Consider the following 21,464-nt stretch of genomic DNA (forward strand, 5'->3'; position numbering starts at 1 on the left):
GTTAACCATCCTTCCAGCTGCTGAGCAGGATATGATTGAGGCTTACGACTTGTACGAGGAGCGTGAACTTGGTTTGGGATCTGAGTTTTTTACGCTGTGTTGATGCTTGTCTCAATTCAACGCAACCCCAATCTGTACCAGATTGTTCGTCAGCACCCCGTACTAAAGTAACGGGGCTTCGTGCCTCCAAACTTTAGTTAGTTGACCAGCTTAAGTACTCAGGTACTACGTTATTGGCAAGAGTTAAAGTTCTCACCTACAGATGCGTAGCCAGTTTGTAGCTCTGAAATTGGATGGTTAAACAGGTTTACAAGGGGTAAGCCAGTGCTGTCCAAATAGTACCGACCAATAACTTTGGCGAGGCTAACATCACCCGAAAGGAGGGACATTTATGTCCAAAGTATTTTTAATTGACGCAAACTTTCGACCACTAGACCCAATACATCCAGCACAAGCGAGGCAGTTATTACGAAACAAAAAAGCGGCAGTTTATAAAAAATTCCCTTTTACTCTTATTTTGGAAGAATCTAAACCAGATATTTCTGTCTCTCCCCTAAGATTTAAAATTGACCCAGGTTCAAAAACAACGGGTATTGCTTTAGTTAACGATGCTACAGGAGAAGTTGTATTTGCTGCCCACCTTGAGCACAAAGGTTTTCAAATTAGAGATGCTTTAACATCTAGAAAGCAAATTAGGCGAAGTCGGAGAAACCGTAAAACTCGCTATCGCCAACCACCCAAGCATGAATGGTTCAGAAAAGGCAACAAACAACCATGTGCAAAGCAACGTCGAGAAAATTGGTTGGCTCCTAGTTTACGAAGTCGCGTTGACAATATCAAGACTTGGGTTGAAAGATTGCGTAAAATTGCACCAATTGAAGCAATTAGCCAAGAATTAGTACGCTTTGATATGCAATTAATTCGCCATCCAAATATTCAAGGGAAGGAATATCAGCAAGGTACACTCTTCGGTTACGAAACTAGAGAGTATCTACTAGAAAAGTGGAATCGGCAATGCGCTTACTGTGATGCAAAAGACGTTCCACTTCAAATAGAACACATTCACTGTCGAGCCAAAGGAGGAAGTGACTCAATAACAAATTTAACTTTAAGTTGCGAAAAGTGTAATCTCAAAAAAGGGACTAAGGATATTAAGGACTTTCTCAAAAAAGACTCCGCGAGATTAGAAAAAATCTTAAAACAAGTCAAACAACCACTTGCGGATGCAACAGCCGTTAACACAACTAGATTTGCACTGCTAGAAATTTTAAAAGCCACTGGACTACCAGTAGAAACAGGAAGTGGTGGATTGACAAAGTTTAATAGAACCCAACAAGGATTACCCAAAACTCATTATTTTGACGCTGCTTGTGTCGGTCAATCAACCCCAATTCTAGATATCAAAAGACTCAAACCTTTGTTCATTACTGCCAACGGTCACGGAACAAGACAAATATGTCGCACTGATAAATATGGATTCCCGAATCGTCATTGTTCCAGAACTAAATTTCACTTTGGTTTTCAAACTGGCGACATTGTTAAAGCAGTCGTCACTAGTAGTAAAAAGATGGGTCAATATGTTGGCAGAATCGCAACTCGCGCTACTGGCAGTTTCAATGTCTCAACTAAAACTGGTTTAGTTCAAGGAATTTCTCACAGATATTGTAAACGAATTCACGCAAAGGATGGGTATAGCTATGCATTTTAGAAAAGTTAGACTGCCATTAAAATGATATGTGTTGTGCTTCCTCCTTGAGCTAAAGCTACAAGGTTTCCCCACTCCCGAAGGTTTTTAGATGAAGTTGAAGTCATTGTCTACGCCATTTCCCACTGTTCTCAAGAACCTAAGAAGTGGCGTCGCCGATTGCAATAGTAAGCTATTGCGCTTATAAGAATGGACGAGAACGGGCGAGGACGCCCGTCCCACAAAAGTTAGGCTGACTCTCGGCTGTGCAAGTTAAAAAATTATTAGCTTTACAGAGAAGTTGAAAAAGTGAACAAATATGGTGTTTGGCTACGCTTTACTCCATTATTTGGCTACTCAGATGAGAATTACTGGGTACTGACTTAATGCTGGGTGATGGAGCCAATATCGCTTAAGTTTTTTAATCCCGATAAAAAATGTCGGGTATGTTTGACGGGTATTTTGGCGCGTGTTACTATCAAAACCACAGTTGACGGACATCTAGGGAAGGCGGACTTATGACACAGGCGACAACTACTCATACCCAAGCGAACACAGGCACTTTTAAGTCTTTGAAGTGTAAGGAATGTGGTGCGGAGTACGAACTCAAAGCCCTCCACGTGTGCGAGTTCTGTTTCGGTCCGTTGGAAGTCACCTATGACTACAGCGCCTTTCGGTCTAAGGTCACCCGTGAAACAATTCAATCCGGTCCTAACTCTATTTGGCGCTACCGTCACTTTTTGCCTGTGTCGAGTGAAAATCCCATTGATGTGGGAACTGGTATGACCCCACTGGTTCGGTCTCAACGCTTGGCACGTCGCCTTGGTCTGAATAAACTGTTTATTAAAAATGATGCCGTCAATATGCCCACCCTCAGCTTTAAGGATAGGGTGGTGTCGGTTGCTCTCACTAGAGCACGGGAATTAGGTTTCTCTACAGTTTCTTGTGCTAGTACTGGAAACTTGGCTAATTCTACCGCAGCGATCGCAGCCCATGCAGGATTAGATTGCTGTGTATTCATTCCTGCTGACTTGGAAGCCGGAAAGATTTTGGGTAGCTTAATCTACAGCCCAACCCTCATGGCTGTTAAAGGCAATTACGACCAAGTGAACCGTCTCTGTTCCGAAGTAGCCAATACACATGGCTGGGGATTTGTCAATATTAACTTGCGCCCCTACTACTCCGAAGGTTCCAAAACACTAGGTTTTGAAGTGGCAGAACAACTAGGTTGGGAGTTACCAGACCACATCGTTGCTCCTTTGGCATCTGGTTCGTTATATACAAAAATTTACAAAGGATTTCAAGAATTTGTAGAACTAGGTTTGGTAGAAGCCAAGAACGTTAAATTTAGCGGCGCACAAGCAGAAGGATGTTCGCCCATTGCTCAAGCATATAGAGAAGGACGCGACTTTATCAAACCAGTCAAACCAAATACCATAGCCAAATCCATTGCGATCGGCAACCCAGCAGATGGTGTATATGCTATAGATATAGCGCACAAAACTGGTGGTAATATTGAGTCTGTGACAGATACCGAAATCATCGAAGGCATCAAGCTGCTTGCAGAGACAGAAGGTATTTTCACAGAAACAGCAGGAGGGACAACCGTTGCCGTGCTGAAGAAATTGGTAGAAGCAGGCAAGATTGACCCCGATGAAACCACCGTGGTATACATTACCGGAAATGGTTTGAAAACCCAAGAAGCCGTACAGGGCTACATTGGAGAACCCTTAACCATTGAAGCGAAGCTCGACAGCTTTGAAAGAGCACTAGAGCGTTCTCGTACCCTCGATCGCCTAGAATGGCAACAAGTCCTCGTCTAGTTATAAGTTAGTGGTTAGTGGTTAGTAAATAGTAGAACATCAACTAACTACTAACAATGACAGGCGAGACGCCTATCCTACACCACTAACAACTAACGATGACAGGCGAGACGCCTATCCTACACCACTAACCACCAACCACTAACAATTAACCATGTCTGTAAAAGTTTTAGTTCCTACTGCCCTTCAGAAATTTACAAATAACCAAGCTGCCTTAGACTGTCATGGCAGTACTGTTGCCGAACTGTTCGATTCTTTAGAAAAAAACTGTCCTGGTATCAAATCTCGGTTGTGTGATGAAAGCGGACAACCGCGCCGATTCTTGAATCTATACGTTAACAGCGAAGATATTCGCTTTTTGGATGGAACATCCACACCATTAAAAGATGGTGATGAAGTCAGTATTGTGCCTGCAGTTGCTGGTGGTTGATACTTAACAAATGCTAAGATAGCGTTTCCTAATCTGCTGAGGTACAAATTTATCTGCACGGCAGGTGCTTCAACGGGGGGAACCCCCGCAACGCACTGCCTCGTCCATCTGCGTTCATCAGCGGTTAATTCTTTCTTTACATACCTCACGAATGTGGGAATTGCTATAGCTAATGGCTATCGAGTGAAAAGTCAGTTTCCAATTAAACTCGCGATCGCTTGCACAAGCATATCTGGCTCGATTGGTTTAGAAATATGCTTCTGAAATCCAGCTCTGAGTGCCAGTTGCCGATCGCTCTCCCCAGCAAAGGCTGTGAGGGCAATTGCTGAAATTTGCTGACTGGGTGACATTGCTCGAATGTGTTGCATCAGCATATAGCCATCCATCTCTGGCATTCCGATGTCACTCAGGAGCACAGCAGGTTTGGACTGGGCTATAACTTCCAGTGCAGCTAGAGCCGACGGCACAGAGGTGACAATCGCTCCTGCCTGTTCTAAAACAAAAGCAATTAACTCGCGAGTGTCTACCTCATCATCAACAACAAGCACTCGAAGACCCATAAGGGGGGAATGGGCAATCGGCAATGAGGCGGAGTTGTCTTCTCTACTCCCTACTCCCAATTCCCTACTCCCTAACAACGGCAACTTGACAGTAAATGTTGCCCCCTTTCCAACACCGGGACTCTCGGCTTGAACCGTACCTCCATGCATTTCGACAATTTGCCGAGCGATCGCCAGCCCCAACCCCAAGCCGCCAAATTTCCGGGTTGTTGCGCCATCCTCTTGCCGGAAATGTTCAAAGATATAAGGCAGAAAGTCAGGATTAATGCCAATTCCCGTGTCGGTCACTTGAATTTGGGCATGAGTTCCAGCGATTGTTAATGCGATCGTAATCTGACCACCTTGAGGAGTGAATTTGACTGCATTCGATAAAAGATTCCACAACACCTGCTGCAACCGCCCTGCATCTCCGCTAATCGTTCCAACCGTAGGTGAAATTGTCGTTTGAATTTGCAGTGACTTGGCTTGTGCTGCTAATCGAACGGTTTCAAGGGCGGCTGAGATCGCTGCACTCAGATCGACAGGCATCACATTCAAACTGAGTTTGCCGCGTAGAATGCGAGAGATATCGAGCAAATCCTCAATCAGTTGCACCTGTAGCTTGGCGTTGCGCTCAATGGTTTCCAATGCATAAGCGGTTTTTGCCGCATCCAAGGATCCCTTGCGAAGAAAACTAGTCCAACCCAAGATAGGATTAAGAGGTGTGCGTAGCTCATGGGACAGCACTGCTAGAAATTCATCTTTGATGCGGTTTGCCGATTCTGCTTGCTCGCGGGCAGATTGCTCCCGTCGCAGCAGGTGTTCTCGTTCTTCTACCTGCCGTTTGTGCTCGGTAATGTCAATAGTAATGCCATCAAAACGTTTTGGGATTTGATTAACATCGTAAGTCACTCGTCCAACAGCGCGAATCCAACGCATTTGTCCATTGGGAGCAACAGTGCGGTAATCCACGTCGTAATTAGCCCGCCCCTCAATGGCGTCACCAACAACACGTTGTACTCGTTCGCGATCGTCTGGATGAAGCTGCTCATAAAAGGTGTCGATTGAGACCTCAGTATCTGGTGGCAGCCCAAAATGCGTTTTGCACTGGTCATTCCACACTAATTTGTCTAGTGGTAAGTCACAGTACCACAACCCGACTTGAGCGCCTTCAATGACAATATCAAGGCGATCTAGACCGAGCTGCAACGCTTCCTCCATTTGTTTGCGCTCCGAGATGTCAATCACCGAGCCGATGTATCCTTTGAACTGACCATCGCCCCCAAACCAGGGACTACCAGCATCGATGCAAGAGCGATACTCACCATCCTTGCGCCGCAATCGGTATTCCAGTCTGAATGCATCGCCCCGCTTGTTGGCTTCTAGGAAAATATTCCTAGAGTACTCGCAGTCCTCTGGATGCACAACATCCAACCAACCCAATCCTAGCCCTGTTTCCTCGGTTTGACCTGTAAAGTCATACCAGCTTTGGCTGAGGTAGGTGCAGTATCCAGTTGGATCGGTGACCCAAACCATGAACGGAGCATTGTCTGCCATGTTGCGAAACCGCTCTTCACTTTCTCGCAGGGCAACTTCTGCTTGTTTGCGTTCGTCTTCAATGCGCTTGCGTTCGGTGACATCTTTGAAAAGTATTGCAACTTTGCGGCTCTCAGGCTCCCCAACACGGAATGCATAAACGTCGAACCAACGGTTCATCACTTCGGAGCCATTCTCGAAGCGAACGGGTTCGCCCGTTAGCGCGACTTTGCCGTAAATCTCAAACCAATGATCTTCGAGATCCGGCGCTAGCTGACGCGCCGTTTTCCCCTCTGCTTGTTCGAGTCCCGTTTGTTTCTCAAATGCCGGATTGATTTCCAAAAAGCGGTAATCGAGGGGCGTGTTGTTTTCATCAAACAGCATTTCGATGACGCAAAAACCTTCGTCAATGGATTCAAACAGAGTTCGATAGCGTTCCTCAGATCGGCGAAAGGCAACTTCAGCTTGTTTGCGATCGCTGTCAATGCGATGACGAGCGGCAGCTTGGCGCGATCGCCTAAGTTCTAAATTTGCAGCAACACGGGCAAGCAGTTCGCGGGTGCTAAAGGGTTTCACCAAATAATCATCGGCTCCAGTTTTCAGCCCTTCGACTGCCGATTCTTCTCCAGCACGGGCAGACAGCAACAAAATTGGAATCTCACTAGTTTTCGGATCGGCTCGCAACTGGCGTAGCAACTCAAAGCCATCAATTCCTGGCATCATCACATCGCTAAGTACCAAATCGGGCATACGCTTATGTGCTGATACCAATGCGGTTTCGCCATCTGAAACCACGTCCACTTCATAGAACTGGCTGAGGATGCGGTGCAGATAATTCCGCATATCAGCATTGTCATCTACCAGCAGAATCCTAGCAGAAGAGGGGCTAGGAAACAATTCTTCCCTATTCCCTAGTCCCCAATCCCTAGTCCCTTCTTCCGGTAGCCAACCTAAAGCTTCCTCGACATAAGACATTGCACCATTTACGGTGGAGGTTTGAGTGCGGCTTTTGTTGATGCGTTGGGCTTCGCCCTGCCGTAGGCATTCGCTCGGCAAATGAGCCGTTCCAGATGGCAACCCGACAGTAAAGGCACTGCCCTCATCTAGAGTACTTTCAACGGCGATCGCCCCACCATGCAGGTGGACTAATTCTTGAACCAGCGATAGCCCAATGCCCGTTCCCTCGAAGGTACGTCCCCGTGCGCCTGCGACTCGATGAAACCGCTCAAATAACCGGGGAATTTCGTCTGCTGGAATGCCAGTCCCGGTATCGCGCACCACTAGTTCCACGCGATCGCCAAAGGGACGCACAGAAACATTAATTTCTCCTTCAAACGTGAACTTAAACGCATTCGAGAGCAGATTCAATACAATCTTCTCCCACATTTCGCGATCCACGTAAATGAGTGACGGTAAAAGAGGACAATCGATAGTTAATTGCAGTCCTGCTTGCTCAACAGCAGAGCGAAAAATACTCGCCAGTTCTGCGGTATACTTAGCTAAATCGGTTGGTTCATAATTTGCTTGAGTCCTTCCTGCTTCAATGCGCGAAAAATCTAAAAGGGTATTAACGAGCTTAAGCAGGCGCGTTCCATTTCGCTGCACCATCTCTAATTGCGATCGCGCTTTTGCTGGTAAAATTCCCTCTAATTCTGTCAGCGTCTCCTCCAGTGGCGACAGCATCAGCGTCAGGGGTGTGCGAAATTCGTGGCTGACGTTGCTGAAAAAAGTAGTTTTTGCTCGATTCAGTTCTGCCAGTGCTTCTACTCGCGAGGCTGCTTCTTCATAGGCGCGGGCGTTGGCAATTGAGGTGGCTACCTGCCCTGCAACGAGGTCTAAAAAGCCGCGATACTCCTCATTCAGCAGTAGGTAAGGACTTAAACCCACCACTAAAAATCCTGTCATGCCTTCTTGCGTTTGGGCAGCGATCGGTAGAATTAGAGCAGTATTAGGTAATTCCGGTTGCGCTGCCTCTAGCCCAAACTCCGAGCGCAAATTGCTCACAAATTGTGGCTGAAGAGTCTGCATCACCTTAGCGAGTGCCCAGACACCAACGACATCCTGACGACAATCAACGGTTGCTAAATTCAGTAGAGAGTCTGCTGCTAATCCCGTCTCACTTAAGCGTTGGGCAATTGTTTGCTGAGTATTGAGCAGATACAACAGGGCAAATGGGATGTCAGCGCCATTGCTGGCTAAGGTGTCGAGCGCCGCTTGCCCTGCCGCTTGAATGGTTCGCGCTGAGGTGGTGTTGACTGCCAGTTCGCGTAGCGTGCGGAGACGGCGCTCGGCCAAAACCCTTTCGGTTGTCTCTGTGACTGTGCAAAGAATGCCACCGCTCTGACCGATTTCATCCCGAATGGTACTGTAGGAAACCGAGAAATACGTTTCCTCGTCATAGCCGTAGCGATGAATAATAAACCGCATATCAAGAGACTTGACCGCTTTGCCCGTCTCTTGAATACTTCTAACAATGGGGTCGAGCGTTTCCCAAACTTCTGACCAGCAATCGCGCATCCGTTGTCCTAACGATTGCGGATGTTTGCTCCCTAGAATTTGTATATAGGGATCGTTGTAGAACTGCACCAACTCTGTTCCCCAACAAATCAGCATGGGAAAAGCAGATTCCAGGCAGATGCTCACTGCCATTCGCAAGCTAGACGACCAACTTTCAACTTTTCCCACGGTCGTCGTCGCCCAATCAAACGCTCGGATGAGTTCCCCCATCTCACTGTCGTTAACAAAGCTGAATTCATCGACCATATCTGGTTCTTGAGCTACAGTTCCTACTCCCAACCATATTTACTCCCCAACCTCCAAAATCTTAATGTTTACTTTATAAATTATCTCTCATCTATACTAGAAGAAAAATCGTAATAACATAAGATAACAAATATTATGATTACCTGAGTTCAAAGCCCCAGTTAGTTCCGACCCAGAAGTTATGGGCGGTACGTTGGTAAGTATGAAAACTTAGTACTTTCCACCTTATACTTCATACTTCATACTTTCTACACCTATGTCTGTCGAAGTTTTAGTTCCGACTCCCCTTCAGAAATTTACAAATAACCAAGCTGCCTTAGAATGTTATGGCAGTACCATTGCCGAACTGTTCGATTCTTTAGAAAAAAACTGTCCCGGTATCAAATCTCGGTTGTGTGATGAAAGCGGACAACCGCGCCGATTCTTGAACTTATACGTCAACAGCGAAGATATTCGCTTTTTGGATGGAACATCTACATCATTAAAAGATGGTGATGAAGTGAGTATTGTCCCTGCAGTAGCTGGTGGTTGATGACTAATTGTGATTTCTAGGAAATCCTCAAAGTCTCCCTTTGTCATTTAAGGGAGATTTTAATATATTACCTTCATAAAAATTCATACTCTTGTGGTGCGGGCGTCCTCGCCCGCTTGTTTTGTAACCACTAGATAGTTGCATACATTCGCCCTACTCCTATCCTAACTCTCATCTTTATAAACTTCCCTACGATGCCCAATTCTCACAACGGTGACTATTAATAAATAGTCTTCAATTTCATACAATACACGATAGCTACCAATACGAATACGGTATCGATCGCTGTTCTCTAGCTTGATAACCCCAGCAGGGCGTGGATTTTCTGCTAGTTCATAGATTTTGGTTTTTATTCGTTGTTGTAAATCTGTTGATAGTTTTGCTAATTGTTTAGATGCTCTACTAGTAAATTCAACCTGATAAGTCACAATCCTAATTCCTTTTGTACTTGTTCCCAAGGGATTTTAGGCTCGTTTTTAGCATCTTTAAAAGCTTGAAGATCTTCTAAATCTTCTTGTTTACGAATATCTAATAATTCTATAACATCTTCTAAAGTGTCTTCATAAGCTTGTTCTAATTTTTCATAAATTATTTTTAATAACTGCTGTTTTCTAGTTGTAGTTTGCATTGTTACACCTCTTAACAATTTTTAGGATTAGTAAAATTACTTATACGGTAATATAAAGCCTGCCTATAGCAATCCTATCTGATTTGTGCAAAAATCTAGGTACTGTAGCTGTAGGTATGGCTATGCCGCACAAAAGCTTTACGTCGTGGGCAGTATCCACCCTACATGGATTTCAAAAATCAAATAGGAGTCCTAGATTACGTTCTGCTATTATATCTAATACATCTTGTTTCTGGCAAAACAGGTGTTTTGCTAGATTACGAAACTAATTGCAGGGCGGACATATGGATGACCCAGTAAGCTCAGATCCAGAAATTATAGGCGGCACGTTAGTATTCAAAAATACTAGAGTTCCTGCCCAATCATTATTAGAGTATTTAGACGATGGATTTTCTCTTTCAGAGTTTTTAGAGAATTTTCCTTCTGTCAATCGTACAGATGCGGTAAAGTTTCTAAAACTAGTTCGCGAGCAATTTTAAACTGAATTTTTCAGTCAGTAATTGATAAAGTAAACGCTGTTCAGCCCAAACATGGCTCAAGGAAACATCAAGGTTATCGAGACTAGAAGCAATAAAATTGTACCGTTGCCAGTCACTCCGGGTACTTCATTGCTAGCCAAGAATCCATTTCAGTTCCTAAATGAATTAAACATCGATCGCCTTTGTATGCCAGCTTGTGAAACACCTGAAGTGATTGTTTGCGATCATCTGCTAACGCTGCAACTCAGTCCACAGCATCTATTTGAAACTTGGGAAGAAGGGCAACTCAAACAGATACATAAAGGGGTAGGTAGTGTCACTCTGGCTCCATCTGGGTTTCGGTTTTGGGGTAGATGGGATAAAGATGTTGAAATTTTGGTTTTGACCCTTAAACCTGCTGTAATCGCTAGGTGCGCTATTGAATTACATGATATAAATCAAACTGAACTCGTCCGTTGTACTGGTAGACTTGACTCACAAATTTGGCATCTTGGGTTAGCCCTAGAAGCTGAATTAAAAGAGGAAAATCCTAATGGTCAATACTTTTGGGAATCTTTAACCAATGCGATCGCGCTTAGAGTGCTGAAGCAATATTCAGCCTTTGAGCCAAAAATTCAACACTACTCAGGTGGTTTGTCTCCTTATCAATTGAAACGCACGATTGAATATATAAGCGATAATCTCAATCTCGATCTCTCATTGAATGTTCTTGCAGCGATGCTTGGTATGAGTCCATATTATTTTGAGCGATTATTCAAGCAATCCGTTGGACGCACGCCTCATCAATATATTCTGCATTGCCGAATAGAGAGAGCCAAGCAGCTTTTACAAGATAATGAGCTATCGATCGGGGAAATTGCCTGTCAGGTTGGCTGTAAAAACCACAGTCATTTCTCAAAACTGTTTCGCAAGTTAACAGGAATGTCTCCTAAAACTTACCGCAATCAGTTTTAGGGTGAAGTAGGTACGAATAAATCTTCTCTCCCAATCTCGTAGCTAACTGATAGCAGTGGAACCACTACCACTCGAGCTACTAAACATTTTACAAGATTAGAACAGTTTCGCAAGCTTTGCAAAGTCAATTAAAAGTGGATATTGATATAGTTTTCCAGATACTCTAGAAATGAAGTAGGGGAATTATGGGATCTCTTTCAGGGAAAGTCGCGATCGTCACCGGCTCGTCTCGCGGTATTGGTCGAGCGCTTGCTGAACGATTAGGGCGTGATGGTGCGAAGGTTGTTGTCACCTATGCTGGAAATCGAGACAAAGCCGAAGAAGTCGTTTCGGTCATTAAAGCAAACGGATCGGACGCAATTGCACTTCAGCTAAATCTTTCCAAGCTTGATGAGATCCGAAGCTTGTTCCAGAAGGCGATAAGTCAATTTGGAAAGCTCGATATCCTCGTCATTAGCGGCGGTGCGCCTAGATTAGTCAAACCGCTTGCTGAAACAACAGAGGAAGAGTTTGATTCTGTTTTCACCTTTAATGCCAAAGGAAACTTCTTTGCACTACAAGAAGCGGCTAAGCAGATGTCTGATGGTGGGCGCATTGTCACGTTTTCCACTCCATATACAGTACAGCCTCAACCCAACTTATCTGTAATTGCAGGTAGCAAAGCTGCGATCGAGGCATTTACGTTTGCTTTAGCACTTGAATTGGGCAATCGAGGCATTACCGTCAATGCTATTATGCCAGGACCGACCACAACCGAATCATTTGGTAGTATGGTTTCACTTGAAGAACAAACCCAATTAAAACAGATGGCTCCGCTACAACGCTTAGCAAAACCTGAAGATATTGCTAATGCTGTTGCGTTCCTTGTCAGCGATGATGCTGGATATGTGACTGGACATACGCTTCATGCAACGGGTGGACTTGCATAATTTTGGCATAGTAACTGGAGGTTATAAATGACTGTTCCTGTTGTGTTAATCAACCTGTTTTCAGTTCCACAAGGTAAAGAAGAAGAATTTGCCAAAATGTGGACTGAAGCACTTGAATTTATTAAGAATGAACCCGGTTTCATTGATGCCAATCTACATCGAAGCCTCGATCCCAATGCACAGTTTCAATTTATCAATGTTGCTCATTGGGAAAATCAAGAATCTTGGCACTCAGCATTCGCTAAGCTTCAGCCTCAAGAGCTAACTAAACAAGTCCCCTTTGAGCAAATTCCGGCTCTCTATGAAGTCGCAGTTCATTTTCAAAGGGAATAATCTGCTAATAATTGCTAAAAATAATCAGGTCGTTACAGTTATCTTTAGCTTCGCCGTTGAGCCGATCCCCCCTAGCCCCCCTTAAAAAGGGGGGAACCTTCACTCGTCCCCTTAAAAAGGGGGGAACCTTCAAATGTCTTCACTCAAGCAGTTAAAGTCCCCCTTTGTAAGGGGGATTTAGGGGGATCTAAATGAAACTCTAACTCCATCCTTGCATTTCAACAAGCTCCATACACAATTCATTAATTTGTTGTAAGTTAGGTCGTTCGGGCAAAGCAGACACTTCGTACACCTTGTCCATTTGAGCAACTAAATTTTCTGCCATTTTCATGACTTGTTCGTAGGAATAATCGCCTCTAAGAATTGCTCTTAAATCCTCCGCATCACCTGCAATTTTTCGATCTACAACTATCTCTCCTGTCTGCAAAATTTCTAGTCCACTCCGTAACAACCTAATACAATGCATTCCATGTTTGAGGTCATAACCCGATTTTCTTTCCATTTCTGCCCTAGCAGGATTTCGATTTTCCTGCCATGATAGGTAAGCTTTCCATTCTCTTAAAGCGACTTGATAAGTTTGGCTTTTTTTCAATAAGCGAATAAAATCCTTATGACTGTTTGTTAATTTTTGCGTGTATTCTATAGCTTCTTCAGCTAAGGGGTACTGTTTGAGCACACCTTTAAAATCTATATCTGCTGTTAGCAGCTTATACAATTGTTCTGCTTCTTCTAAGAATTCAATCTTTCCTCTAATTAATTGATAAAGATATTCTAGAAAAGCGTGTAGCTCGTCTTTTGTGAGTGGTGCTTCACCTTCTATCCCATAATCAGATGGTAATGGTTTCTTTTGTGGTGGATTGAGCAGCCACTTACGATGAGTTTCCATCTTCTTGATTTGGGCAAAGGCATAACCAGAATAAGTGTGCTTGACTTTCTTAGTTAAAAAGATTTTTTTATTATTGAGTAACTCTTGACCTACAATTGTTAAAACAGGATATTTTTCCAACCATAATAATTCCAAAATATTGGGATTTGCTCCTGCAAGTAACTGAATCATTTTTCGGATTTCATATATAACGGTATCTTTATTACCATCTAAAAAGGGAAAGATTCCCGGTTCATCCCATCCACTATCTTTTTGTTCAATGATGTCAAATCCTAGATAGTAATTTTTGGTAGCTACAAATACACCTCGATAGTCATAATCTGAATCGGGTCTATTTAACCCATATCCGTGGCTACCTGCTAACCCGATTAAAATTGTTCTTTTTTCAACTTCTGTTCTTTTCATATTAGGATGCGTGGATTTTGGATTGGAAAAGCCCCAAAGTAAGTTTTACCCTCTTAGTTGCCGTATTCTTTTTTTACTTGGTATAGATAGTGAAAATGCGATAAGCCTGGTACGGCTTGCACTAAGAGCGATAAGCGAAGCTTAACGGCTATACTGCCGTATCGCATTTCGGCAAGCGCTCTTTGTATTATATTGTAGTATATTTCTGAATCTATCTTTATTCCAAACCTTCTTCCCCAAGGAAAGTGCATATCATGTGATGAATGATAAAATGAACTGCTGACGACTCCAAATCCTACTATGGTACAAATAGTTCAAGCAAAAGATATAGACCTACGCTACCTCATCGATAACTTTGGTCTTCAGCTAGTTCAAGATGACCAATTCTTTCTGGAGTGGCAAGAAAATTTACCAGAAATCACAGATTTAGATAAACTTCTTTTAGACAAAGTGAAAGCGGGTTATTTCAATCTCCTCAACTACCCACCGCTACTAGAAGATGTTGTCAGAATGTCAATTCTTGACCCCATCCTGTTTATTGGAGATTTTTATTTAGCTCCTTTTTATGTCAAATCTGAGGAACCTGTAAATATTGCGGTAGAAGATAAAGAAGTCCTTATCAAAGGAAGAATCGACACATTAGTGTTAAAAGACCAATTCTGGGTTATGGTTATCGAGTCAAAAAGAGCTGCTTTTTCTATTGAGGAAGGATTAGCACAGATTCTTGCTTATATGTTAGGTACTCCTTATTCAGATAAACCAAGCTATGGCATGATTACGACTGGAGGAAGTTTCATCTTTATCAAATTAGTGAAAGGAGAAATACGACAGTACGGCACATCTAATGTTTTTGATATTCGCAATCGTGGAAATGACTTGTACACTGTCTTGCGGATTTTAAAACGCCTCAGTCAATTAGTGATTAGTACATGAGAGGATGTTTGTAAAATCTCAATTCGTACTTGCCTTGGCGAATGGAATTCGCGGCTATACAGGCAAAACCCACCTACGTGGGTTTCAAAACTTTAATTCTTTATTAGTGAAAGTCCTTATTCCTAATTTTTACAATCGCGGATCGATTGGCTCACTCTCTAGAGCTAAAATACCAAAAACGCATTCATGAACGCGGCGTAGGGGCGCATGAGCTACAAATCGCTCCAATGCTTCAACACCTAGGGCAAATTCCCGCATAGCAAGGGAACGTTTCAGGGAAAGTCCCCGGTGACGCAAGCGTGCTAAGTTTTCAGTTTTTGAATACTCAGGACCGTAGATAATCCGTAAATATTCCTGTCCGCGACACTTAATTGCAGGCTGCACGATATCGCGATTTCCTTTAACTATAAATTGCATCGGCTTGACGACCATACCTTCACCTCCTGCATTTGTCAGTTCTTCCCACCAACGCACTCCCTCTGCTTGGCTGTTGGGGTCAGTTAAATCGATCGCCTTATAATTGGTTGCAAGAAGCAAGTCAGGATCGGACTGACAAATTTTGGCGATTTGTTCCATGTGCCAGAGATGGTCTTTATCGGTATGAGCTGCTCCCTCTGTTGCTAAGATGTGGAAGGGGGCGAGTTTGAGGTGAGAAATATCGCTGACTGGCCAGCAATAACGGCGGTAGGCATTGACATACTGATGTGCCATCGTGACTCGTTCTTGGTAAGAACTGAGTTGGTTGCTAACATCTACACCTCGTTGACTTGCTTGTTGTAACGCTGCTACAGCATCAGTTAAAGAAAGGCGCGATGCAATTCCAACAGGTGCATATTGTTGCTGTAGTAAGACTTGGGCTTTGGCAGACCAGGGCATCAATTCGCAATCCAAGCAAACCCATTCTGTATTAAATGTTTCCCAAAAGCCACTGTCAGAAAGGGCAGCATTTAACCGAGTCAAAAATTCTGTCTCTAGCTGTGAATTATCGAAAAATTTTCTTCCCGTGCGGGTATAGCAAATTCCAATGCCTTCATTGACGACACCAAATCGTTTTCTCGCTGCTATCTCATCTCGACAGACGATCGCGATCGCCCGAGACCCCATATGCTTCTCTTCACAAAGAACTTCCGTAATTCCCCTGCTTTGATAGTAAGCAAAAGCTTGCACCGGATGTTCTAAATAACCCAGTTCTTCAGATGTTTCTACAGGGGACATGGTGGGTGGTAAGTAAATCAGCCATTTGGGATTAGCAGCAAAACGGCTCATCACCTCCAGGGCTGCGATCGCATTTTCCTCCCGAATAGTAATCTTAGCTTTAAGTTGAGTATTGATGAGGCGCTTGCCAAGAACATCCTCAATATTAAGCACATCATCATATTCCTGCTGCAAAGATGCACCATTTCGCGCTCCAATTGGTTTGATAGGTTCGCAATAAGTGTGAAAAGCAGGAACGCTAACCAGTTCCTTTTCTGGATATCGCAATGCAGTTAGTTTTCCACCAAACACGCAACCCGTATCAATATCAATAGTATTATTCAACCATTCAGCTTCTGGAACAGGAGTATGCCCGTAAACAACTATCGCCTCACCGCGATAATCCGCCGCCCAATTGTAACGAACGGGCAAACCAAACTCATCAATTTCTCCAGTCGTTTCACCATATATCGCAAACTCCCGTACAGCCCCAGAACCCCGTCCGTGCATTTCCTGTTTTAATCCTGCATGAGCTACCACCAGTTGTCCCTTGTCCAAAACATAATGACTTATCAGGGAATCAAGAAACTCACACAACTGTTTTGTAAAAGGTTGACGCACATCTTCTGGCAAAGCCTCAATTTCTGCCAAAGTTTGCTCCAATCCGTGATTTACCTTAACATTTTTACCCCGTAATTTCCGCAATAATTTGTTTTCATGATTACCAAGAGTACAAAAACCCGTTCCCGCTACAACCATACTCCGCACGAGTTTTACCGTATCCAAGATCCGATGTCCCCTGTCTATAAGGTCACTTAACTACGTAATAATAATACTTTCAGACTATGTATCTAGTTTTTCTAGTAATTTTCCATTGGTCAAGCACTAATCAGGTAGCTTGAGGGTCATTTTGGTTAGTTTTGCGTCTAGTAAATTTCTCACTTCTCCGGCATCCGAACGGCATCAAAAAAATCAGCAATTGCAATAGCTATATACCTGAGATTTATCGCATAAAATTATCCAACAACTTACGAGATACACAATCATAAGCATTACAGCAGTACAAAATAGCATAGGCTAGGCAATGAGCAACGCCATATTAGGTAAAATAGCGTTAGCCCATAAAAGAAAAGCACCCTAGAAGCTATATCTAGAGTGCATTACGAGTGATGGGATTAAAATAAAAGGGGATTAGTTGCGATAACGGTTAACGGTAGGTGGTGTAAAGTGCGTTGTCTGGTAATCGCTAAGCTCAATCGCTGCTTTAGCTGCTAGCTTCCAAGTTTCGTACCGTGCCATGTATTCCCTAAACAGTAGCCGATTGTGAGAATACTTTAGTGCAAGCTGGAAAGCATGGTTGGCGTTATCCTGAAACCAGGTAACTAGGTCATCCGGGCATTCAAAACCTGTCATATACTGTATATGTCCTTTAACTGATGTTATGGGATGGTTGGCGGTTAGCGATTGGTAGTTGCTTTTAACCGCCAATTTTTAGAATAACAGGTTTACCAGTAATTTATAACCAAAATTAAGTTTTATCAATGGCACCTAAACGCGGTAATCCCAAAATAAAAGAACATAGTTTTCAGCCTGAGGGTGAAAAACCATTAAGCAAGCCATTTACAGTAAAACTCACCGAGACTATGTATAACGAAGTGAAGGGTCAGGATAATCCAGGCAAGTTTGTACGCGATGCCATCCAAGAAAAGCTAGATAAACAGAAAAACTCAAGCAATGATACTTGAGTCCTGATATTACTTATATTTATCAGATAAAGTTATTCAACAACTTTTGAGTTATCAACTATCCAATTAGGATTGAGAGAAAATCGACGTTGTAGTAACTCTTGATTTTCGTAAGCCACCTGACCTAGAGAAGTTTTTAAAAGTGACGCTAGTGTATCCAAGTACCATAGCACTCCGCCTAATTCCTCTTTAAGCTTTTCGGCGTTGTGACCATTTTGTGGAATGATTTCATCAACAAATATTTCAACTTGGTTAGACCTGATTTGTTTCTTTAGTTTTTCTATTTGAGATGCAAGCTGCACGAATGCTTCTAATTTAGCCAATACTTCGACTTCAATTTCTGATGTTGCATCAGATATTACGGTGTCAATAAGCTCAGTCACAAGTTCGCCTAATTCACCAATTAATCCTAGACACTTGTAAGCAGTTGTACTGTGCTTACCTGCAAGACTGCGTTCGATATCTGCTGAATATTCTGCAAAAGAATAATGATTCATAGTTCTATTTTATCAGATAAAATTATGCGACAACTTTGTTAATATCCAGCACGGTAAGTTCTAGATACTGCTTTTTTAATGCGTTCCTGCACAGTACCTTTTTTAGTTCTAGCAAACATTAACTTACAATATGCTATTCGGCGTAGCGTAGGCGTAGATGAAATATGATTCAACCCTATGCTCTCATCCTCACCTGGTACGGCAATATCAAGCATCCTGTGTTCGCTAGCTTTTAAACCAGTAATTGCCATAGTCAACATATCGTGAGCAGTGCCACCATATGCACGAATAGCTTCACATTTGGTTTGGAATAAAATGTGAGCATCCTCTAAAAATTGTCTGGACTGAAACCAATCTGCACTACTAGTAAGCTTTGCATCGTAGTATTCCTGCAAGCGTTCTATTTTCAACACTTTATCGAAACGGGTATCTAGGGATTCTTCTAATGCAGCACTAGCTAATGCCTGTGCCTTGACGTTACCCTTGATTGCTTGTTGCATCCAGAATAATGCTGCATATTTTGTAGGGATAATTTTGATTCGGGTACTACCACGTTTGCCTTGCCCGTTATTTTCAACTTCGATTTTGTAATCCGTATAATCCTGACCCGGTGAAGATTCTAGCTGTTTTAACTCCAAAAAACGTAATGCGTAAACTGGACTAACTTCAATAGCTTCTGCAACCTGTGACTGACTTAATGCATAAGTTCCATTGGGTAACACATACCCATTCAAGTCAATACCACCGAATGGTACTGTTACTGGCTTAGCTTTAATCGCATTCATGATGCTATCCTCTTTAAATTAAATGACACTGGTAATTGGTAGGGTAATGAAGCTTGTAATCACAGATATCAGATATAGAGTCAATGCACACAATTACAGGCTTGAGTTCTATGAATACTTTGAATTCAATCACCCAGTAAGGTGTACCACCAGCATAATTAAGGGTACATGATGTTGTTTTAAATTTTAGTACCTCTATTTCTTCATTTCCTTCCTCATCCCAAAATCCATCAAATGCCATTAACTGTGCTTGGTATCTGTCCATTCATTGTTCTACCTTCTCACGCAACAGTATTCCTTAATTCCCGTTCTGTGATTTACTTGCGTAATTACATGATAATAATTACTAGGGTAATTCCTAACTAAATCATTAGCGTAAGTGTTGGCAGTACCCATTGAACAACCAACATAGTTAGCTAAACATCTACAAGTAAACCATTTATCCTGATTTTCAAAAAAAAAGTTAATCATTCTGTCTAATTTAGTTAGCTTCATGCTTCATTTGTTCCTCTAAAAGTACAGGCATACCAACAGCGTCTTCTAAATGCTGTTCTCTGTCCAATGATTTGACAGCCATTAATTGTGTATTCTTCATCTACTAAATCCTTAACACAATGTCTAGCTGTACTGATAGCGCAGTTGCAAGCCTTGGCTATGTCAGAAACAAAAAACCATTTATTTTTGTTCTTTAAAAAGAAGTTAATTATTTCATCTCGTTTTGACATTCCTTGATTTTGTTGGATAAAATTATCCGATAACTCAAACAATTCCTCACATTTATCAACTAATGGCTCTTTCAGCAGTAAAGCTCGAATTGTACCTGCGCGTACATTCCCTTTACTCGATTGATGAAAAATAAAACTGCTAGCAGCTACAACGCTAATCATTCTTCTGTTGTTAAGAGTCCTAGTTTTCCAAGCAGGGGCGTTAAGACACGTTAGAAGTTTTGTTTTCAAGTAATGTGCCAAGATACTATAGTCAACATCAAGCATTCTTGCTACTTCGCACAAATAAGTAAAATACTTGTTATTTTCATCCTTGACTATCGTGAGTTTATCTATTCTGGTTAAGTACAGTACTTTCATCCCTTCATCGCCTCAAATAATGGGTATAATTCATCAAATTCTTTGGCATCAAAACCATAATGGTTAGCACCATCAAAAAAACATACCAAGCAGTCACCATAAATAGTAACTGTTTCTATTTTTGTGTTAACAACCAACGTTCGTTGCATTTGCTTTTCTTGCCCTCGTTGGTCGCATATCAATACCACATTAGGAGCAAGAAACACTTGTTTAGCAAAAGATGTGTTATCTGACCAACCAATATTACAATGCAAAAATTCCGTTGACAATGCTTCATCTTTTACATCAATGCTTTCAAGTTTAATTCCTGCAAACTTGTCATGTCTAAATTTAATTACTCTTTTCATTTTCCTCTCTCTAAAAAGAATTTTGAAAAAATTTCTATACGTTGCTCGGAGTCAAGCCCAACAAGTATTCCTTCACCGTATTTATTGATGGCACGTTTACACAAGAAACAGTCACCTGCTATGTCATCGCCTTCTAAAATTAAAGTTATGCGTAGTCCTCTCAACTTTCCATCTTCAGCACAGACTAAAACAACAGATTGCATACTAGGAATGACATTATAAACGCATTCCATAAACGACATACCATCAGAATTACCTATGTGTTGCTTGATAAGTTGTAGAGATAATTCACCTTCTAGCACTTCAATAATTGACATTCTGAATGGTTGTTTAAAACAAATAATTTCAGACATTTTATATTCCTATTGCACCGTGGTCTCTCAAAATTAATTCAATTGCTTCATCAAAACGTGATTCATGTACTAACATCCATAATGGATTCTTATCTGGCTCAGGTGTATGTGATAGTACAGAATGCTCTAATGTTGATTTTTTTAAATCATTAAAAAGATGATTAAATTCATTTGGACTGAAATTTCCAGCTTCAAAAATTGCTAAAATTGCTTCTTCTACATTGTCATGCCAAGTTAAATGGTAAAAACCAAAGCAAGTTAATCTAAATAATGACCATCTATCATTCATAATCTTTGTGTGTTGGTTCTATTCCCTGTTTACGCATTGCTTCAAACAATGATTCATTGGTAGGTGCTTCAATCAAACCTTGTGAGCAAAATACATTCAGTTGCCATTGCCTACCGCCATAACATATGTGCTGATTACCTGAATGACAAATATGATTTGTTCCTTCAGCTAAATAAGAGTAAACCTTCATCATGTAATCAGGGTCTAACTTTAGTCCATCACAGAAAAAAGGACAACTTTTGCAAGGTTGTTTTCTTAGTTTCATGCTTGTATGTTAGATATTTGCTAGTTATCAGACAAATTTATCCAATAACT

At 42.1% G+C, this 21,464-nt stretch carries 25 protein-coding genes; 10 read left to right on the forward strand and 15 right to left on the reverse strand.

The genetic code is table 11. From position 1 onward, the window contains the following. Position 1 precedes the first annotated feature (1 nt). On the reverse strand, positions 2-190 hold the full coding sequence (locus ACKTT2_RS38480) for a hypothetical protein (RefSeq protein WP_407896369.1): 189 nt from the start codon (positions 188-190) through the stop codon (positions 2-4). A gap of 201 nt (positions 191-391) precedes the next feature. On the opposite strand from ACKTT2_RS38480, the gene iscB reads away from it, so the two are divergent. From iscB to ACKTT2_RS38495, 3 genes are all read left to right on the forward strand, one after another. Next, complete coding sequence (iscB, locus tag ACKTT2_RS38485) at positions 392-1,708, forward strand: RNA-guided endonuclease IscB (protein WP_407896371.1); 1,317 nt, start codon at positions 392-394, stop codon at positions 1,706-1,708. Between the two features lie 494 nt (positions 1,709-2,202). Next, positions 2,203-3,507, forward strand: a complete 1,305-nt coding sequence (gene thrC, locus ACKTT2_RS38490; protein WP_407896373.1) for a threonine synthase — start codon at positions 2,203-2,205, stop codon at positions 3,505-3,507. A gap of 154 nt (positions 3,508-3,661) precedes the next feature. Then, entirely contained in the window at positions 3,662-3,937 is a 276-nt protein-coding gene (locus ACKTT2_RS38495; RefSeq protein ID WP_155749320.1) for a MoaD/ThiS family protein, read from the forward strand. A 191-nt stretch (positions 3,938-4,128) separates the two neighbouring features. On the opposite strand, the gene ACKTT2_RS38500 is transcribed toward ACKTT2_RS38495, so the two are convergent. Next, complete coding sequence (locus ACKTT2_RS38500) at positions 4,129-8,775, reverse strand: ATP-binding protein (protein WP_500691416.1); 4,647 nt, start codon at positions 8,773-8,775, stop codon at positions 4,129-4,131. A 256-nt stretch (positions 8,776-9,031) separates the two neighbouring features. On the opposite strand from ACKTT2_RS38500, the gene ACKTT2_RS38505 reads away from it, so the two are divergent. Next, positions 9,032-9,307: a MoaD/ThiS family protein gene (locus ACKTT2_RS38505; RefSeq protein ID WP_407896378.1), complete on the forward strand. Its 276-nt coding sequence runs from the start codon at positions 9,032-9,034 to the stop codon at positions 9,305-9,307. Positions 9,308-9,471: 164 nt separating this feature from the next. Here the strand turns inward: ACKTT2_RS38505 and ACKTT2_RS38510 are convergent, their stop codons facing one another. Then, the gene (locus ACKTT2_RS38510; protein WP_407896380.1) at positions 9,472-9,735 is read right to left on the reverse strand and encodes a type II toxin-antitoxin system RelE family toxin; all 264 of its coding nucleotides are present in this window, start codon (positions 9,733-9,735) and stop codon (positions 9,472-9,474) included. After that, complete coding sequence (locus ACKTT2_RS38515; protein WP_407896382.1) at positions 9,732-9,935, reverse strand: hypothetical protein; 204 nt, start codon at positions 9,933-9,935, stop codon at positions 9,732-9,734. The genes ACKTT2_RS38510 and ACKTT2_RS38515 overlap by 4 nt, the downstream gene beginning before the upstream one ends. Positions 9,936-10,219: 284 nt before the next feature. Between ACKTT2_RS38515 and ACKTT2_RS38520 the strand changes: the two genes are divergently transcribed. The 4 genes from ACKTT2_RS38520 (at position 10,220) to ACKTT2_RS38535 (ending at position 12,630) form a co-directional block, all read left to right on the forward strand. Beyond that, positions 10,220-10,414 carry a DUF433 domain-containing protein gene (locus ACKTT2_RS38520; protein ID WP_407896384.1) on the forward strand — a complete coding sequence of 65 codons (195 nt, stop codon included), beginning with the start codon at positions 10,220-10,222 and terminating at the stop codon, positions 10,412-10,414. Between the two features lie 51 nt (positions 10,415-10,465). Beyond that, positions 10,466-11,368: an AraC family transcriptional regulator gene (locus ACKTT2_RS38525; protein ID WP_407896386.1), complete on the forward strand. Its 903-nt coding sequence runs from the start codon at positions 10,466-10,468 to the stop codon at positions 11,366-11,368. A 185-nt stretch (positions 11,369-11,553) separates the two neighbouring features. After that, entirely contained in the window at positions 11,554-12,297 is a 744-nt protein-coding gene (locus tag ACKTT2_RS38530) for an SDR family oxidoreductase (RefSeq protein WP_407896388.1), read from the forward strand. Between the two features lie 27 nt (positions 12,298-12,324). Beyond that, the gene (locus ACKTT2_RS38535) at positions 12,325-12,630 is read left to right on the forward strand and encodes an antibiotic biosynthesis monooxygenase family protein (protein WP_407896390.1); all 306 of its coding nucleotides are present in this window, start codon (positions 12,325-12,327) and stop codon (positions 12,628-12,630) included. Between the two features lie 199 nt (positions 12,631-12,829). Here ACKTT2_RS38535 and ACKTT2_RS38540 read toward each other — a convergent pair whose 3' ends face one another. Further along, complete coding sequence (locus ACKTT2_RS38540) at positions 12,830-13,921, reverse strand: nucleotidyltransferase domain-containing protein (protein ID WP_407896393.1); 1,092 nt, start codon at positions 13,919-13,921, stop codon at positions 12,830-12,832. A 300-nt stretch (positions 13,922-14,221) separates the two neighbouring features. Between ACKTT2_RS38540 and ACKTT2_RS38545 the strand changes: the two genes are divergently transcribed. Beyond that, positions 14,222-14,854, forward strand: a complete 633-nt coding sequence (locus tag ACKTT2_RS38545) for a restriction endonuclease subunit R (protein WP_407896395.1) — start codon at positions 14,222-14,224, stop codon at positions 14,852-14,854. Between the two features lie 129 nt (positions 14,855-14,983). Here the strand turns inward: ACKTT2_RS38545 and ACKTT2_RS38550 are convergent, their stop codons facing one another. Both ACKTT2_RS38550 and ACKTT2_RS38555 read right to left on the reverse strand, forming a co-directional pair. Continuing rightward, positions 14,984-16,834, reverse strand: coding sequence for a polynucleotide kinase-phosphatase (locus ACKTT2_RS38550; protein WP_407896397.1), 1,851 nt, complete (start codon positions 16,832-16,834; stop codon positions 14,984-14,986). A 405-nt stretch (positions 16,835-17,239) separates the two neighbouring features. Then, positions 17,240-17,536, reverse strand: a complete 297-nt coding sequence (locus ACKTT2_RS38555) for a hypothetical protein (RefSeq protein ID WP_407896399.1) — start codon at positions 17,534-17,536, stop codon at positions 17,240-17,242. A 53-nt stretch (positions 17,537-17,589) separates the two neighbouring features. Between ACKTT2_RS38555 and ACKTT2_RS38560 the strand changes: the two genes are divergently transcribed. Then, complete coding sequence (locus ACKTT2_RS38560) at positions 17,590-17,793, forward strand: hypothetical protein (protein WP_407896401.1); 204 nt, start codon at positions 17,590-17,592, stop codon at positions 17,791-17,793. Between the two features lie 32 nt (positions 17,794-17,825). Here ACKTT2_RS38560 and ACKTT2_RS38565 read toward each other — a convergent pair whose 3' ends face one another. The 8 genes from ACKTT2_RS38565 to ACKTT2_RS38600 form a co-directional block, all read right to left on the reverse strand. Further along, complete coding sequence (locus ACKTT2_RS38565; protein WP_407896403.1) at positions 17,826-18,290, reverse strand: nucleoside triphosphate pyrophosphohydrolase family protein; 465 nt, start codon at positions 18,288-18,290, stop codon at positions 17,826-17,828. A 38-nt stretch (positions 18,291-18,328) separates the two neighbouring features. After that, complete coding sequence (locus ACKTT2_RS38570) at positions 18,329-19,075, reverse strand: hypothetical protein (protein ID WP_407896405.1); 747 nt, start codon at positions 19,073-19,075, stop codon at positions 18,329-18,331. Between the two features lie 13 nt (positions 19,076-19,088). Then, positions 19,089-19,340 carry a hypothetical protein gene (locus ACKTT2_RS38575; protein WP_407896407.1) on the reverse strand — a complete coding sequence of 84 codons (252 nt, stop codon included), beginning with the start codon at positions 19,338-19,340 and terminating at the stop codon, positions 19,089-19,091. A 226-nt stretch (positions 19,341-19,566) separates the two neighbouring features. Further along, on the reverse strand, positions 19,567-20,160 hold the full coding sequence (locus tag ACKTT2_RS38580; protein ID WP_407896409.1) for a hypothetical protein: 594 nt from the start codon (positions 20,158-20,160) through the stop codon (positions 19,567-19,569). Further along, positions 20,157-20,507: a hypothetical protein gene (locus ACKTT2_RS38585; protein ID WP_407896411.1), complete on the reverse strand. Its 351-nt coding sequence runs from the start codon at positions 20,505-20,507 to the stop codon at positions 20,157-20,159. The genes ACKTT2_RS38580 and ACKTT2_RS38585 overlap by 4 nt, the downstream gene beginning before the upstream one ends. Further along, positions 20,504-20,860, reverse strand: coding sequence for a hypothetical protein (locus tag ACKTT2_RS38590; protein WP_407896413.1), 357 nt, complete (start codon positions 20,858-20,860; stop codon positions 20,504-20,506). Before ACKTT2_RS38590 ends, ACKTT2_RS38585 begins: the two co-directional genes overlap by 4 nt. Before the next feature lies 1 nt (position 20,861). Then, a complete protein-coding gene (locus tag ACKTT2_RS38595) occupies positions 20,862-21,149 on the reverse strand; it encodes a hypothetical protein (protein WP_407896416.1) in 288 nt (95 codons plus the stop codon). After that, positions 21,142-21,414 (reverse strand): hypothetical protein, encoded by a 273-nt coding sequence (locus ACKTT2_RS38600; RefSeq protein WP_407896418.1) that lies wholly within the window; start codon positions 21,412-21,414, stop codon positions 21,142-21,144. The genes ACKTT2_RS38595 and ACKTT2_RS38600 overlap by 8 nt, the downstream gene beginning before the upstream one ends. Positions 21,415-21,464 lie beyond the last annotated feature (50 nt).

The sequence above is a fragment of the Scytonema hankhaensis NUACC26 genome, from assembly GCF_045865695.1.
Taxonomy (GTDB): Bacteria; Cyanobacteriota; Cyanobacteriia; order Cyanobacteriales; family Nostocaceae; genus Scytonema.